Raw genomic sequence first — 16,068 nt, 5'->3', positions numbered from 1 at the left:
TCAACCAAACTCTAATAGTATGAGGACATGGTTGGGATGGGGATCCGGCCGCAAGCCTGCCCCCTTCTGACCCAAGACAGAGGAGCACCCGCGTGCCTTCATTCTCGAGCACTTTGGAACAAGCCATTCACGCAGCTCTGGCAGCGGCGAATGAACGGCGACATGAGTTTGCTACGTTAGAGCATCTACTACTGGCGCTTTTGGAAGAGCCTGACGCAATCCGGGTCATGAAAGCCTGCAGCGTCGATCTGGACGAATTGCGCAGTACATTGGTCGAATTCATTGATGAGGATCTGTCAAACCTCGTCACCGATATCGACGGGTCCGAGGCCGTACCAACGGCAGCATTCCAGCGCGTCATCCAGCGCGCGGCCATTCACGTGCAAAGCTCGGGCCGGACCGAGGTTACAGGCGCCAACGTACTGGTCGCCATCTTCGCCGAACGCGAAAGCAACGCTGCTTACTTCCTGCAAGAGCAGGACATGACCCGTTACGACGCGGTCAATTTCATCGCGCACGGCGTCGCGAAAGACCCGGCCTATGGTGAAAGCCGCTCGGTCTCGGGCGCGGATCAGGTCGAGGACGAGGTGCAGGCCACCGCCAGCGACGAAGATCAAAAAGAAAGCGCCTTGGGCAAATATTGCGTCGATCTGAACGCCAAATCGCGCGCAGGCGATGTGGACCCGCTGATCGGTCGCGCCGATGAAGTCGAGCGCTGCATTCAGGTGCTATGCCGCCGCCGCAAGAACAACCCACTGTTGGTAGGCGACCCCGGCGTGGGCAAGACGGCGATTGCCGAAGGCTTGGCGCATAAGATCGTGGCCGGCGAAGCCCCGGATGTTCTGTCGAACACCACCATTTACTCGCTCGACATGGGCGCTCTGCTGGCCGGAACCCGCTATCGCGGCGATTTCGAAGAGCGTTTGAAAGCGGTCGTGACCGAGTTGGAAGATCACCCGGATGCGGTGCTGTTCATCGACGAAATCCACACCGTGATCGGTGCTGGCGCAACCTCGGGCGGGGCCATGGACGCCTCTAACCTGCTGAAGCCTGCGCTTCAGGGGGGCAAGCTTCGCACCATGGGATCGACCACATACAAGGAATTCCGCCAGCATTTCGAAAAAGACCGCGCGCTGAGCCGCCGGTTCCAGAAAATCGACGTGAACGAGCCTTCGGTCGAAGACAGCGTGAAAATCCTGCGCGGTCTGAAGCCGTACTTCGAAGAGCACCACGCCATCAAATACACTGCGGATGCGATCAAAACCGCTGTGGAACTGTCGGCGCGCTATATCAACGACCGCAAACTGCCGGACAAGGCGATTGACGTCATTGACGAGGCCGGTGCCGCGCAGCATTTGCTGGCCGAAAGCAAGCGCCGCAAGACAATTGGTGTGAAGGAGATTGAGGCTGTCGTTGCCAAGATTGCTCGTATCCCGCCAAAGAACGTCACCAAGGACGACGCGGTGGTTCTGAAGGACCTCGAAGCCTCGCTCAAGCGGGTGGTCTTCGGGCAGGACGACGCCATTGTGGCCTTGGCCAGCGCGATTAAACTGGCGCGCGCCGGGCTGAGGGAGCCTGAAAAGCCCATCGGCAACTACCTATTTGCCGGTCCGACCGGTGTGGGTAAGACCGAGGTAGCGAAACAGCTGGCCGACAATCTGGGCGTGGAACTGCTGCGCTTTGACATGTCGGAGTATATGGAGAAACACGCGGTCAGCCGTCTGATCGGTGCGCCTCCGGGCTATGTAGGGTTTGATCAGGGCGGTCTGTTGACCGATGGCGTCGACCAGCATCCTCACTGCGTCTTGCTGTTGGATGAGATCGAAAAAGCGCACCCGGATGTGTTCAACATCCTGCTGCAGGTCATGGACCATGGCGAGCTGACCGATCACAATGGCCGCACGGTGAACTTCCGCAACGTGGTCCTGATTATGACCTCAAACGCGGGCGCGCAGGAACAGGCAAAGGCTGCCATCGGCTTTGGCCGCGACCGTCGCGAGGGCGAAGACACCGCCGCAATCGAGCGGACGTTCACGCCGGAATTCCGCAACCGTTTGGACGCGGTGATCTCCTTCGCGCCGCTGCCGAAAGAGGTTATCCTGCAGGTGGTCGAGAAGTTCGTTCTGCAGCTTGAGGCGCAACTGCTGGATCGCGGCGTGACCATCGACCTGACGCCCAAGGCCGCTGCATGGCTGGCCGACAAAGGCTATGACGACAAGATGGGCGCGCGCCCTCTGGGCCGCGTGATACAGGAACACATCAAGAAGCCTCTGGCCGAAGAGTTGCTGTTTGGCAAACTCGCCAAGGGCGGTGTTGTTCGAGTTTCGGTCAAGAAAGGCGATCTGCACTTGGATATCCTCGGCCCCGATCAGCCGCGCATTCCAGGCAACAAGCCTCCGCTTTTGACCGCGGATTGATCTCAGGTCATTGCAACAGAAAAACCCGCCAGTGTTTGGCGGGTTTTTTCATTTCGAAAACCCTAGTGGTCAAAGTCCGTTTGTCACAGCCCAGTGTGGATCTGACGCGCTGGAGCAGTATTGGCGACGACCCATTTGCTCCGAACCGCCCAATAGCCGAATAGCAGGCTGGACGCATAGCGCAGGCCTAGGTGACCTTGAGACAAGGCCGACAGCACTGCGATGCTGAGATCGCGGGCTTTGCGAAGCCTCCCCGCTTTGGTTGGCTTAAAGTATTCGAAATCAATGAACCTGATCTGCTGCCCGTCCCAGCACATATCGCGAAAGGCGGGGCGGCCATGGGCAAGATCTAACGCATGAAGCCGCGCCAAAGCCCTTCCTGCCGCGCGGCAGGCCGTTTGTTTGCTGACAAGTTCAAGGGAATGATCCCCGCAAAATCGGGTCAGGCTGAGACCCGCAACCTCCACAACTATGAAATCGGAACCCTCGGCCAAGATGCGGGGAACTGGCACGCCCTTGTTCCACAAATAGCGATGCGACGCTCGATCCCTGGCAAACGCCGCCTGAGGGCAACCTTTGACCAGCCAAAGATGGAGGGCAAAGCGCTCAACCCGTTTGAGCCAGAACCTGTCTCCGCCCGCGGTCTGGCACAACACCACCCGTCGGTATGAAGCTCGCAAAACCGTTTCAACCGTTTGGTACAGGTCTGCTACACTATGGGCCACGAGCGTCTCCTCTCAACCTATGACAGTAATCTAGGTTTGAGACGGGTGCGTTTCATCGGTTGCAGGGGGCAAAACCGGGTTGGAAAGGCGGTTTTTCGCCACGCGAGGGGCTTAGCGCTCGGTCAGTTTCAATTCAATCCGCCGGTTCTGTGCCCGCGCCTCGGGCGTGTCTTCCGGGTTGACCGGCTGGAACTCTCCAAACCCGTTGGCGGCCAGGCGATTGGGCGGAATACCCAGCGCTTCGACCATATAGCGCACGACGGAGAGCGCCCGCCCCTGGCTCAGTTCCCAATTGTCGCGATACCGACCCGAGCCAGCCAAGGGCACATTGTCGGTGTGGCCATCCACCCGGATCACCCAGTTCAGACCTTCTGGGATTTCGGCAGCAACTGTGCGGAGGATTTCAGCGACCTTGGCGACCTCCTGCCGACCTTCCAGCGACAACACGGCAGAGCCTGTGGCGAACAGAACCTCAGAAGAGAACACGAAACGGTCGCCTTCGATCCGCACGCCATCTTGATCGCCCAGAACATCGCGCAGGCGGCCAAAGAATTCCGACCGATAGCGTTGCAAATCCTCGGCCTGCGCCGCGAGTTCCTCATTCTGTCCGGCCAGTGCTTCAGCTTCAGCCTCAAGGCGTTGACGCTCGGCCTCTTCCAGCAGGCGGCGGCGGCGTTCCTCGGATGCAGCGCGGGCCAGAGCCGCGTTCAGGTCTTGCCCAAGAGATTGTATCTGAATTTCGGCGGCCGTATTGCGGTCCTCATAGTCATCCAGCAGAGCCTGCAGCGATCCCAATTGTCCGCGCAATGCTGCGATCTGCTGGTTCAATAAAGCGGCCTCGCGCTGCGCCTTTTCGGAAACCGCTTGTTCAGCCGAAAGCGTCTCGCGGGCCACGGCCAGCAATGCATCGCGCTGTTCGGCCAGGGAACGCTGGGATGCTGCATCTTCCTGCGCCTCGGCCTGCGCTGCCAGAGCGGCCTCCAACTGGGCTTCCAGCTCTTCCGCATTCAACTCGCCAAACTGTCGTTCCAGTTCTGCGCGGGCAGCATTCGCAGCAGCCAAAAGGGTCAGGGTATCCTCTGCCTCTTTGCGCTGCGCCTCTAGCGCAAGGGTCATGGCGGTCAGTTCCGCATCGGCGTTCTGAAGGCGATCCCTCAGCGCTTCGGCAGCGGCGGCCTCCGCCAGCCTGCCAGCCTCTTCCGCACTTAGCTGATCTTCGAGTTGAGCGATCTGTGCCGCGCGTTCTTCGCCGCTTTGTTCCAGATCAGCGACCAAAGCCTCCAAAGCCTCACGGCGGGCTGCAGCGAGGCGGGCGGCTTCGGCTTGCGCGTCAATTTCTTCGCGGCTTTGCGCCAAGGCCTGATTCAGACTGTCGCGTTCGCCCAAAAGATCCGCCCGTTGCGTCTCAAGCGCAGCTATCGCGTCTTGCGCCCGCGCCTGATCAGCCAACAGCGCCGCGACCTGAGCCTCGAACCCAGTGATCTGGCTTTGCGCCTCAGCCAGACTATCTTCCGTTTCGGTCAGTGTGGCATTCAAGGCCCCCAACCGCGCTTGCAGACGGCTATTCTCACGCTCTTCCAACCCTAAAGCACCAGCCAGTGCGGCAACCTCATCCGCAAGGGTCGTCAGCTCATCCTCCTGACCCGAGATCGTTTCACGTAGCACGAATTGGATGACCATGAAGATGGTCAGTACGAAGGTCAAAACCATCAACAGACCCGTCATCGCATCGACGAAACCGGGCCAGACCGAGCCCTGGAACCGTTGACCGGTGCGGCGGGAGAGGGCCATGGGTTATTCCCCCTCGTGCGTGGTTCGAACCGCGCCGCGTGGCAGGGTCAGAGCCTTCACTAGCAGTTCGATATCCTTGCGGAATTCGTTCATGCTGTCCTGACGACCGGCGGAGATCTCTTCGAGGATGCGCAGCAACTGAACATCCATCGACCGCAGGCGCATCCGACTTTCTGCATCGATGCCCTCGCCCGCCCCGTGTTCGCGCATGTGATCCAGCAAGGCGTCCTGCCCCAAAGCAACACGCTCCAACGCGGCGGCAACGCCTTCGTTGTCCGCCTGACGCTGGTTCATCTGCCCGATGACAGTGACCAATTGACCAAGCTTGTTGGACACGTCGGCCCGCTCTTCCTCCTGAGCCGAGAACAGATCCTGTAGCGCGTTCATTTGATCCGACATTGCGTCCAGAACGGGCGCCAGAACGGCGACCTCAGCCCCACCGTCCTCGCCTGTGGCGAATCCGACCCGGGTGATGCCCGACAGCCATTCCTCAAGCTCGCGGTAGAAACGGTTCTGTCCGTGGCCGGCGAAGACCTCCAACAAGCCCACAATCAATGACCCGGCAAGGCCCAGCAAGGAGGAGCCAAACGCAACGCCCATCCCCTGCAGCTGCGCCTCGAGGCCCGTCATCAAACGGTTGAAGACGGCCAGCCCCTCTTCCCCTTCTTGCGGGTTCAGGCTGCGGATGGTGTCGACAATTGCGGGCACCGTGGTAGCGAGGCCAAAGAACGTGCCCAAGAGGCCTAGATAGATCAGAACGTTGGTGATGTAGCGCGTGATCTCACGCTCTTCTTCAACCCGTTCCGCAACCGAATCCAGAATGGACCGGGTCGAGGTTGAACTGATCTGCGACCGCGCACCGCGTTCGCGCAGCAGAGAGGCCAATGGCGCAAGCAATTGAGGGGTGCGCGCATCCTCATGCACCACGCCGCCCACAAAAGCCTCGATCCAGCGGACCGAGCCGATCAGCTGCGCGACCTGATAGAAACAGGCGAAGACACCGATGATGAACACCAGCAGGATGAAGCCGTTCAGATAGGGATTGGCAAAGAAGACCGGCAGCACGTAGGGCAGCGCCAGAAACACCCCGAGGCCCGACAGGCCGATTGCGATCAGCATCAGAAGAATCTGCCTGATCGGTTGCGAGAAATGCGGTCTCGCGCCCTGTTGTGCCTGCGCCATGCGCGTTATTCCTGGTTCTGCCTGCTCTGGCCTGAATCTAGCGAAAAGACGCCGATGACGCCAAGGGTTTATGCGGTGATGCTGCGCACCCGTTGCGACAACCACTCAAGATCGGGATCGTGAAGGCCGATCTCGGCCAGATGCTCGGTGGTGTTATACAGATATTCTGTGTTTGGACCGCGCCCGCCGACGGCGTGGGCGATGATCTGAGCCTGCTCTTCCAAAGGCATGCCGCCGCAGTACTGGACGTGATCGGCATCAATTACATAGGTCACGGCGTTTACAACCTCACCGTTGTCTAGATGCACGTCCAGCATCTTTTCGACATAGGCCGATGAGATCAACTCGCGCTCTCGCAGTTCTTGCAGGGTGCGATCCTCATGCCCAGCCTCCACGGCCAGCGCCAAACCTTTGCAATGCGCCTCAGGCTGTTCGTCCAAAGCCAGCACAAGGCCGGGGTGATCCTCGGTGCCGCGATGGTGGATCGAACTCATGCAGAAAGAGCGCGCATATCCGTGCAGCATGGCAAGCTCGCTGCGCGCCACGGGAAAGCCCGGGTTCCACAGTAGCGATCCATATCCGAAAACCCACATCGTCATTGCTCTGGTCCTTGCCCGTTTGGGCCTATAAACATCAAATCCGAGGCAGGAAAAAGGGCCAATGCTCATGCGTCGTCTGATACGAGTGTTCATTTTTATCGCCATCGCATGGAGCGCCTATTGGTTCATCGCGGGCTATGGTCTGCGCAATGCGATCACCAGCTGGTTCGATGCCCAGCAGGCGCGCGGCTGGCAAGCCGAATTCTCAGGCGTTGAAACGGCGGGCTACCCGACACATCACACCACCCGCTTAAACAACCCGGCGCTGGCCGATCCAGTCAACGGCACCGCCTGGAGCGCCGATTGGATCGAGTTTCAAAGCCCCGCAATCTGGCCCGGTCGTCAAACCCTCAGCTTTGCCGATACGCCTCAGCGCCTATCCTATTTCGACCAGACCGCGACGATCGAGGCCAAGGCTTTGCAAGCCGAGTTGGAACTACAACCCGGTGTCGCATTGGTGCTTGAGAAGATGGCACTAACCGCTGGTCCATGGCTGATCAGCGAAGACAATGAGGCGCTGGCAGACGGTGGTACCCTCAGCGTCATCATGGAGCAGACCACTGCGCCCGAAGCCTATGCCATCACGGCGCAAATTGACGGATTTACCCCCGGTGAGGATTTGCGTGCGCTGATGCAATCGGCGACCTCGCTCCCCCAGCGGTTCGAGACGTTGCAGTTGGATATGCTGACCACGTTCGACAAGCCTTGGGACCGGACCGCGCTAGAGGACAGCCGCCCTCAGCCCGTCGCCATTGATCTGAATCTGGCCGAGGTCAAATGGGGCGAGTTACGCCTGTTTGCAGCCGGTGAGTTGGACGTAGACTCGCAGGGCATCCCGACCGGAGAGATTGCAATCAAAGCCGAGAATTGGCGTGACATGATCGCAATGGCGAATGCCGCCGGTGCCCTGCCCGATCAAGCCGTTGACCCGGTGACCCGCGCGCTCAACTTTCTGGCCGGACTGGGCGGCAACCCGAACGCACTGGACCTGCAACTAAATTTCCGTGACGGGTTCGTGGCTCTGGGGCCGCTCCCTCTTGGCCCGGCCCCACGTCTTATCCTGCGCTAGCGGCAGTAGGAGCCCTTGCGATACCGCGCCGTATCCAGATGAAAATGGTCTCGATGATACCTGTCTGAATTGGGTCCCAACACGGTGCCAAACGGCCCGCAGGCCCCTCGCCATATCTTCTTGAGTTGCTTTTGCGAGGGATTCTTGCGCCATCCTTTCAGGACGGTTACGACCTCTCCATCCGCCATGACAAAGCCGGAGATGTCTATGGCGCGGCCCTTGCCATGCTCAGAGACTCGCGCGCCTTTTTGGTTGTTGCGCGTCCGGCAGGCATAGTGCGCAGCAACTTGCAGCTGGACCACAGGACCACGACGCTTGAACGTCGGTTTGACGGTTTTGTCGACCCATTTGTTCAACGCGATGGCCGTGCCGCAATCCATCGTCGAGGCCCGGCTCAGCGTCACTCCCGAGACCGAGGTGATCTGAACCGCATCCTTGACCCCGCAGGCCTTGGTTTTGCTGGAGACGCGCCCGACAGGCTTGCCCTGTATCGCGATATCACCGCAGACCGACCCCTTGCGCAGCTTGCGCTTCTTGAACAGCACCTCCTGCTCAAGCGATTTGGGTCTGAGATAGGGCATTAAAGAGGTATCAGGCCCCAGCAGCGGCAAATCCGCCGGGCGCGCTGCTACAGCGATAAGCTGAGGCGACTCGGGTCGTGTTTCGGGGCGCAGGTTCGGTATGGTCAAAGGCGTTGCTGCCCGGCTGGAGATCGCGACGATGCCAGCAGTTTCGACTGCTGCGTCGGGGCGCGCAACTGGATAAAGCGATTGATCGGGCGCGGCGGCTTGGGTGGATGTGGCCCAAAGCACGGCAACAAACGCGTATCGCAAAACCTGTCTCATGACCCTGCCTTTCCCCGGCCAAAGTCCGGCGCATCGGTATCCTGACCCGCATCAATAATCCCACGCCGGATCGCGCGGGTGCGGGTGAAATAGTCGAAAAGATGCTCTCCGTCCCCGGTGCGGATCGCACGCTGCAGGGCGAAGAGCTCTTCGGTGAAACGGCCTAGAATCTCAAGCGTCGCGTCCTTGTTGGTCAGGAACACGTCGCGCCACATGGTTGGGTCCGAGGCCGCGATGCGGGTGAAATCCCGAAAGCCGGCAGCCGAGTACTTGATGACCTCGCTATCGGTCACACGGCGTAGGTCGTCGGCAACACCGACCATCGTATAGGCAATCAGGTGCGGCGCATGAGAGGTCACGGCTAGAACCAAATCATGATGGTCCGCGTCCATCTCATCGACATTGGCCCCCATGCCTTCCCACAAGGCCCGCAACTGGGCGGTGGCCTCGGGGTCCGATCCTTCGACCGGCACCAGCAGACACCAGCGATTGTCAAAAAGCTCGGCGAACCCGGCCTCAGGCCCCGAATGCTCGGTCCCGGCCAAAGGGTGCGCAGGGATGAAATGGACGCCTTCAGGGATATGAGGCGAAACGGCCTCGATCACGCTGCGTTTGACCGATCCAACATCCGTCACCGTTGCCCCCGGCTTCAGCATTGGGGCGATGTCCTGTGCGACCACGCCCATCGCGCCAACCGGAACGCAGAGGACGACCAGATCCGCGCCCTCGACCGCCTCTTGCGCGGTGTCGCAGACCCGATCACACAAGCCGATCCTGCGGGCTGTGTCGCGGGTAGCCTCAGAGCGTGCATAGCCGGTGACTTCACCAGCCAGACCTGCGCGTTTGATGGCCCAGAACATGGAGGAGGCGATCAGACCCAGCCCGATCAGCGCAACACGGTCGTAAATCTGGCTCATGCTGCGCCCTCTTTGAATGCGGTGATGGCCGCGACGACACGGCGGCAGGCTTCCTCATCGCCCACGGTGATCCGCAGCGCGTTTGGCAGGTTGTAGCCCGCAACGCGCCGCACAATCAAACCCTGCGATTTTAGGTAGTCATCGCAGGCCTCTGCCTCGGCCTGATCGGCAAAACGCGCAAGGATGAAGTTGGTGAAAGACGGATCCGACGGGACGCCAATCTTGGCCAGCTCATCCGACAACCATACCCTCAGGCGCGCGTTTTCAGCCTGACAGAAGGACAGGAATTCGACATCATTCACGGCCGCTTCGGCCGCAGCCAGCGCAGTCAAAGACAGGTTGAACGGTTGGCGCACCCGGTTCAGCACGTCGATGATCGACTGATGCGCATACCCCCAGCCCACGCGCATTCCGCCCAGCCCATAAACCTTTGAAAAGGTCCGGGTCATGATCACGTTCTCATGGGCATCGACCAGAGACGCACCGCCATCGAACCCGTCTACAAACTCGGCATAGGCCCCGTCGATAACCACCAGGCAGCTATCCGGCAGACCTTGCGCCAAACGCTCCAGTTCCTGTTGCGAGATCATGGTTGAGGTCGGATTGCCGGGGTTGGTGACAAACACGATCCGCGTCTGCGCTGTTATGGCTGCTAAAATGGCATCCACATCGACCTTGCGGTCGCGCTCGGCCACCATGACCGGCGTGGCCCCCGCCATCCGAGCAATGATCGGATACATGGAAAACCCATGTTCCGTATAAACCACCTCATCCCCCGGCCCTGCATAGGCCTGAGCGATGAATTGCAGCACTTCGTCACTGCCCACACCGCATATGATCCGCGCCGGGTCCAGACCGTGACGCGCGCCCACCGCATTGCGCAGGCTGGCGTGGTCGGTGCTGGGATAGCGATGCAAGGTGGCGGCGCTGTCGCGCACCGCCTCAATCGCTTTGGGGCTAGGGCCAAACGGGTTTTCGTTGGAGCTCAGCTTGATCACATGCTCAACACCCGCCACATGCGACTGGCCGCCTTGATACAGCGCAATGTCCATAATGCCGGGTTGAGGGGTAATCTTGGTCATGAGAGGCTCCGTTTATTGGGCCTCTCATACCTGTCTCAACGCTTTCAGAAAAGCAGCAATTCCATCATGCGGCTTTGAAGCGCGCAGTCGCCGGGTCGGCATTGTAGAACGGTGCGAATTCTTCAGTCCGACGGGACAGGTCGTTGACGCTGTCGATGATGAACTGGACCGTTTCCTCGCGCATCAGATACGAGAAGTTCAGACGCACCCATCCGGGCTTTTTCATCTCCTCACCCGCGGACAGAGCGGCGTGCAATTCCTCTGACGCGGCACGATCTATGCCCAGAAGCCGATGCGCGTATGGGCCGGCACAGGCGCACCCTCCGCGCGCCTGAATGCCGTATATGTCGCTGAGCATACGTGTGAACAGTTGCTGGTGTACCGGTTGCCCTGCATTGTCGCGCACGAGGAAGGAAAAGATCGGCAGGCGATGTGCATTCTCCACCCCAAGCAAGGTCAGGTTCGGGTTGTCTTTCCACCCCTCCAGCGCCATTTGGTTATATTGCGCCTCGCGGCGGGCGATCTCATCTGTTCCGACGACATCCTTGACGATGAAGGCAAGTGCCGCGCGGATATCTCCGATCACATTGGGCGTTCCCGCCTCCTCTCGCGTTGAAAGGTTTTCGCTGTAGTCGTGGCGCCAGGGCGAGACGAAACTCACCGTCCCCCCGCCCGGCCAGCTGGGGCAACGACGCTGTACAACACTCTGGTTCACGACCAGTACGCCCGACGCCCCCGGCCCGCCCGGAAACTTGTGCGGAGACACCACGATCGCATCTTTGCCCGCACCCGCAGGCCCCATGTCCATCGGCAAGTAAGGCCCACCCCCGGCATAGTCCCAAACGGCCAGAGCGCCATGTGACTTGAGCAAACGCGTCACCGGATCGGGATCGGTGATGATCCCCGTCACATTGGACGCGGCCGAAAATGACCCGATCAACAGATCCGCATCAGCGTGCGTGTCCAACGCCGCCTGCAGCGCGCGCAGATCAACGCCCCCTTCCGCCGCTTCCGGAATCTCAACCACCAGAGCCTTGCTCTCGCGCCATGGCAAAATGTTCGAGTGATGCTCATAAGGACCGATTAGGACAACCGGTTGATCAGCTTCCGCCACCCCGAGCAGACTGACCAACCGGTTGAGCCCCGCCGTGGCGCCGGACCCGGTAAAGATCACCGCGTCTTCTCCCCTCGCGCCAACAAGGCGGGCTATCTCATCGCGCGCTTCGCGACGCAGACGGGTCATGTAGGACCCACAGAAGGAGGCTTCGGTGTGGCTGTTGGCATAAAACGGCAACACATGATCGGCCACAAAGTCTTCGACCTGTCGCAACGCGCGACCCGAAGCAACGTAATCCGCATAGACAAGCGGCACGTCCCCCTGCAGACCCGGGATCAGAACATTCTCTCCGATCAGCCCGTCGCGCAGGTGGGAATTGTGGGTGGTCGAACAGAGATCCGCACGAAATTTGGACAGGGTCATAGCATTGGCTCCTTACTGTAAGTCCAATGTGATCCATCCGAACTGTGGAAACATTATCGTTCTTTGCGTAGAATTCATAAATTTTGTGTCATATGATCAGATATGAGCCAAAATTTAGATCAAATAGACACTCACATCCTGAGAGAGCTTCAAAAAGACGCCACCCTTTCGCAGCGCGAGCTGGCCGATCGGGTCGGGCTGTCCCAGAACGCGTGTTGGCGCAGGTTGAAAGCGCTGAACGAAAACGGGGTTCTGATCGGGTCAACCGCCCGCATCGCGCGCGAGACTTTGGGGCTGAACCTCGTGGTCTTCGTTATGCTGCGCACCCGGCATCATTCAGCCGAGTGGCTGCAGGCGTTTCGCCGCCATGTTCTGACCATTCCCGAGGTTGTGGATTTCCATCGGATCGGCGGTGACTATGACTATCAACTGAAAGTCGTGACCCAGGATATGGCGTCTTACGACAAGGTCTACCAACGCCTGATCGAGAAAGTAGAACTGGACAGCGTGACCTCATATTTTGCGATGGAAGCGATCGCCGAAGGGCGACCACTTCCGATCTGAACTCAGGCCAAACCAAGCATCGCCTTCATGCCGCCGATAAAAGTTGCGTCGTCCAGAGCCTTGCGGTTGTCTAAGTATTCAGCGGCATCTTCGCCGGCACGATAGCGCAAAGTGTCAGTGTCGTCCGTCACCGCGGTCAAAATGACATCGGCGACAACACTCGGCGGCGACGTGCGCGCTGCCATCTCTTCCGAGCCCCACGTGCTGAACAAGGCCTGCACGACAGGTTGATACTCGGCCATGCTTTCGTCATTGACAAAATCAAACGAACGGCCACCAAAATCGGTGGCAATCAGACCAGGCTCGACAATCTTGACCTTGATACCGGCCGCAGCAAGTTCGTAGTGCAGCGACTCTGACAGGCCTTCAACCGCGAATTTTGTGCCGTGATAAAGCGTTCCGAGGGGGAAGGTGATTTGCCCGCCAATGGACGAAATATTGACGATGCAGCCCGAACCATTTGCGCGCATATGCGGCAGAACGGCTTTTGTCACAGCCAACAAGCCAATCACATTGGTATCGAATTGCCGCCGGATACGCTCCATCGGGAAAGCTTCGAGCGGGCCGTACGCGCCGTATCCCGCGTTGTTCAAAAGAACGTCAATCTGACCAAAGCGTTCAATCCCCTCGGCAACGGCGGCCGCAATTGAACCCTCATCGGTGACGTCCAGACGTGTGACCAGAACATTCTCGAGTTGCGTCAGCTCAGCTTCCTTGCTGGGGTCGCGCATAGTAGCAATGACGTTCCAGCCCTGCATGAGAAACAGCTCGGCTGTAACTCTGCCAATACCAGATGAAGCGCCAGTTATGAGGATAGTCTGTGCCATGGTCATTCTCCGCAATTGTTAGCCTGATCTCTAGATAGGTTAGAAAACCGCGATGCGCCTGCCGAATTCTCCTCAATATCTGCCTAATTCTCTGGCCGTCAGGATTCTGGCTAGCACTGACCTCTTGCGCAAAATATGCTGAATTAGGCAGTGGGGACACCATGACACAACATGATTTAGTTGAGAAAATCTGCGAAGCCGTGGGCGGACAGGCAGAAGATGCTGCTTTCTACCCCACTGCACTGGACGGTTTCGGCCTTCTTCATGATGTCAAAACGAAATCAATAGAAGCGCAGGTGTATGAACCTATTGTCTGCCTAGTTCTACAGGGGAAGAAAGAAACACGTATCGGCGATCGCCTTGTTCACTTCGGTGCAGGCGACTCTCTGATCGTCAGCCATTCACTTCCGGTTTTGGCCGCTGTCACTGAAGCAAGTCGGGAAAAGCCCTATGTCGGTCTCGTATTCTCGTTGGACTTAACCATCTTACGCGGGCTCTATGACTCTATCGGTTCGGAACCTGCTGGAATCGAAACAGCCCAAAGCCTTGTCGCATCAAAAGCCTCGCCCGATCTGATTAACGCCATGACTCGCCTGTTTCACGTCAGTCTAAACCCTACGGATGCAAAAATTCTCGCACCAATGATCAGCCGTGAAATCCACTACCGACTCCTACAAGCAGATCACGGTGGCATGCTGCGGCAAATGCTATGGCGCGACAGTGCCGCCAGCCGTATCGCGCGCGCAATAGACATCATTCGCGCGGATTTTCGAACAGCCCTGCCCGTCTGCGATCTGGCACAAAGCGCTGGCATGAGCGTTTCTGCCTTTCACGCCCATTTTAAGGCGGTGACAGCCACGTCGCCGCTACAATACCAAAAAGACCTCAGGCTGCTAGAAGCACGCAGGCTTTTGTCGCACGGTTCGCTGAGTGTGTCGCAAGCAGCGTTTGAGGTTGGCTATGAAAGCCCGACCCAGTTCAGTCGGGAATACTCGCGCAAATTCGGCGTGCCACCTCGTCAGGACATCGGGTCAAAATGCATTGCTTAGAAACAAAAAAGGCCGCGCTGAAAGCGCGGCCTTTGTAATCTCGGGTGCCCGCGAAGATTAGTTCTTCGCGTAGAATTCGACAACCAGGTTCGGTTCCATCATGACCGGGTAAGGCACATCGCTCAGGCCCGGTGCGCGTACGAAGGTCGCGGTCATTTTCGAGTGGTCGGCGTCGATGTAATCAGGAACATCACGCTCCGCCAGAGCAACAGCTTCCAGAACGACTGCCAGCTGCTTGGACTTGTCACGCACTTCGATCACGTCGCCTTCTTTGACACGGTAGGACGGGATGTTGACCCGCTTGCCGTTCACTTTGACGTGGCCGTGGTTCACGAACTGACGTGCAGCAAAAACGGTCGGTACGAACTTGGCGCGGTAGACTACGGCGTCCAGACGGCGCTCCAGCAGACCGATCAGGTTTTCACCGGTGTCGCCTTTTACACGCTCAGCTTCGGCGTAGATGCGGCGGAACTGCTTCTCGGTCAAGTCGCCGTAGTAGCCTTTCAGCTTCTGCTTGGCGCGCAGCTGCAGACCGAAGTCCGACAGTTTGCCCTTGCGGCGCTGGCCGTGCTGGCCGGGGCCATATTCACGACGGTTGACCGGGGATTTCGGACGACCCCAGATGTTTTCGCCCATCCGGCGGTCGATTTTGTACTTGGCAGACGTGCGTTTGGTCACGGCTGATCTCCTTCTCTAGTGGCATTGCAGCTTGATCCGAAAACCGGTTCCCACTTTTCGGGCTGCAATAGCGTCTCCGCTCAACCCGATGCGAGATAGTTTCGGCCGCACCGCAACAATGAAGGGCGTTGTCCTCTTGAGGTTTCCCCCATGACAGGCATCCCCTTGCGGGGGCCACCAACACCAATGAAGCCGCGCTTATATCCGCAGAACTGTCAGAGTCAACACGTCCCGACGGCCCTGCTCAAATTTCTTGGAGGGTTTTTAGGCCAACGGGTTCAGCGCCAGCCAGGTAACCAAACCTATGAAAGGTAACCCGGCGCGGATTTTCCTGGAAAGGCCACCACCTTTGCGGTCGGCTGCGGTACACTCTGCAGGTCAGCACCGGCATGTGTGACTTCACTGATCCAGAAATCCTGATCCCGAGGCGGACAGCCAGCGTTAAACACCAGACTCGGCCATTGTTCGTCATCGGTGATAACCAAGTCTGCCGAAAAACGTTGCGCCCCATTGGTCAATGTGACCGTACCGCAATGCTCACCCGAAATCTCTTGCGAGGCTGAGAACGCGTCGCGGGTGCGCACAGCAGTCGCACCCATATGTCCCAATTGTTCAAGATTTTGCTCTGCCACTTCGCCCAACACCAGCGCCTGACCACGCCAGGACCATGCGGACCCGACCGCCAAAAAGGCCAAAGGCGCCGCCTCAAGCCCGTCAAGCTCGGTTTGATTCCATGAAATGGCTACACGACCGTTATATCCGGCTCTCATATACCTGCTCGCACTTATCAACACCCCACCCAGTACTCAACCCGCTTTATCAGGGGAGATTCCGGCGGAAAAG

General features: G+C 58.8%; 15 protein-coding genes. 4 read left to right on the top strand and 11 right to left on the bottom strand.

Going from position 1 to position 16,068, the window contains the following annotated elements:
• Window positions 1-92: 92 nt before the first annotated feature.
• A complete protein-coding gene (clpA, locus tag ACR3FB_RS03710) occupies window positions 93-2,417 on the top strand; it encodes an ATP-dependent Clp protease ATP-binding subunit ClpA (protein ID WP_170460457.1) in 2,325 nt (774 codons plus the stop codon).
• Between the two features lie 83 nt (window positions 2,418-2,500).
• Here the strand turns inward: clpA and ACR3FB_RS03705 are convergent, their stop codons facing one another.
• From ACR3FB_RS03705 to ACR3FB_RS03690, 4 genes are all read right to left on the bottom strand, one after another.
• Window positions 2,501-3,142, bottom strand: a complete 642-nt coding sequence (locus ACR3FB_RS03705) for a phosphotransferase (RefSeq protein ID WP_480564243.1) — start codon at window positions 3,140-3,142, stop codon at window positions 2,501-2,503.
• 111 nt (window positions 3,143-3,253) lie between these two features.
• Window positions 3,254-4,933, bottom strand: coding sequence for a peptidoglycan -binding protein (locus ACR3FB_RS03700; protein ID WP_480564240.1), 1,680 nt, complete (start codon window positions 4,931-4,933; stop codon window positions 3,254-3,256).
• A 3-nt stretch (window positions 4,934-4,936) separates the two neighbouring features.
• Window positions 4,937-6,115, bottom strand: a complete 1,179-nt coding sequence (locus tag ACR3FB_RS03695; protein ID WP_480564237.1) for a biopolymer transporter ExbB — start codon at window positions 6,113-6,115, stop codon at window positions 4,937-4,939.
• Window positions 6,116-6,183: 68 nt separating this feature from the next.
• Window positions 6,184-6,714, bottom strand: a complete 531-nt coding sequence (locus ACR3FB_RS03690) for a gamma-glutamylcyclotransferase (protein WP_170767406.1) — start codon at window positions 6,712-6,714, stop codon at window positions 6,184-6,186.
• Between the two features lie 61 nt (window positions 6,715-6,775).
• Between ACR3FB_RS03690 and ACR3FB_RS03685 the strand changes: the two genes are divergently transcribed.
• Window positions 6,776-7,783 carry a DUF2125 domain-containing protein gene (locus ACR3FB_RS03685; RefSeq protein ID WP_480564234.1) on the top strand — a complete coding sequence of 336 codons (1,008 nt, stop codon included), beginning with the start codon at window positions 6,776-6,778 and terminating at the stop codon, window positions 7,781-7,783.
• Here the strand turns inward: ACR3FB_RS03685 and ACR3FB_RS03680 are convergent.
• From ACR3FB_RS03680 to ACR3FB_RS03665, 4 genes are all read right to left on the bottom strand, one after another.
• Complete coding sequence (locus ACR3FB_RS03680; protein ID WP_480564231.1) at window positions 7,780-8,628, bottom strand: extensin-like domain-containing protein; 849 nt, start codon at window positions 8,626-8,628, stop codon at window positions 7,780-7,782. The genes ACR3FB_RS03685 and ACR3FB_RS03680 overlap by 4 nt on opposite strands.
• Window positions 8,625-9,545: a prephenate/arogenate dehydrogenase family protein gene (locus ACR3FB_RS03675; protein WP_480564228.1), complete on the bottom strand. Its 921-nt coding sequence runs from the start codon at window positions 9,543-9,545 to the stop codon at window positions 8,625-8,627. The genes ACR3FB_RS03680 and ACR3FB_RS03675 overlap by 4 nt, the downstream gene beginning before the upstream one ends.
• Entirely contained in the window at window positions 9,542-10,627 is a 1,086-nt protein-coding gene (gene hisC, locus ACR3FB_RS03670; protein ID WP_480564225.1) for a histidinol-phosphate transaminase, read from the bottom strand. The genes ACR3FB_RS03675 and hisC overlap by 4 nt, the downstream gene beginning before the upstream one ends.
• Before the next feature lie 64 nt (window positions 10,628-10,691).
• Window positions 10,692-12,107 carry an aminotransferase class V-fold PLP-dependent enzyme gene (locus ACR3FB_RS03665; RefSeq protein ID WP_480564223.1) on the bottom strand — a complete coding sequence of 472 codons (1,416 nt, stop codon included), beginning with the start codon at window positions 12,105-12,107 and terminating at the stop codon, window positions 10,692-10,694.
• Between the two features lie 102 nt (window positions 12,108-12,209).
• Between ACR3FB_RS03665 and ACR3FB_RS03660 the strand changes: the two genes are divergently transcribed.
• Window positions 12,210-12,671 carry an Lrp/AsnC family transcriptional regulator gene (locus tag ACR3FB_RS03660; RefSeq protein ID WP_170374590.1) on the top strand — a complete coding sequence of 154 codons (462 nt, stop codon included), beginning with the start codon at window positions 12,210-12,212 and terminating at the stop codon, window positions 12,669-12,671.
• Window positions 12,672-12,673: 2 nt separating this feature from the next.
• Here ACR3FB_RS03660 and ACR3FB_RS03655 read toward each other — a convergent pair whose 3' ends face one another.
• On the bottom strand, window positions 12,674-13,498 hold the full coding sequence (locus ACR3FB_RS03655; protein WP_480564220.1) for an SDR family oxidoreductase: 825 nt from the start codon (window positions 13,496-13,498) through the stop codon (window positions 12,674-12,676).
• 161 nt (window positions 13,499-13,659) lie between these two features.
• On the opposite strand from ACR3FB_RS03655, the gene ACR3FB_RS03650 reads away from it, so the two are divergent.
• Window positions 13,660-14,547, top strand: a complete 888-nt coding sequence (locus ACR3FB_RS03650) for an AraC family transcriptional regulator (RefSeq protein ID WP_480564217.1) — start codon at window positions 13,660-13,662, stop codon at window positions 14,545-14,547.
• Between the two features lie 57 nt (window positions 14,548-14,604).
• On the opposite strand, the gene rpsD is transcribed toward ACR3FB_RS03650, so the two are convergent.
• On the bottom strand, window positions 14,605-15,225 hold the full coding sequence (rpsD, locus tag ACR3FB_RS03645) for a 30S ribosomal protein S4 (protein ID WP_170374584.1): 621 nt from the start codon (window positions 15,223-15,225) through the stop codon (window positions 14,605-14,607).
• A gap of 302 nt (window positions 15,226-15,527) precedes the next feature.
• Window positions 15,528-15,995, bottom strand: a complete 468-nt coding sequence (locus tag ACR3FB_RS03640) for a hypothetical protein (protein ID WP_480564214.1) — start codon at window positions 15,993-15,995, stop codon at window positions 15,528-15,530.
• Between the last annotated feature and the right edge of the window lie 73 nt (window positions 15,996-16,068).

The sequence above is a fragment of the Ruegeria sp. AO1 genome (assembly GCF_056535985.1).
Note: the sequence above shows the minus strand (reverse complement) of the source record. Positions and strands in the feature narration are given on the sequence as shown.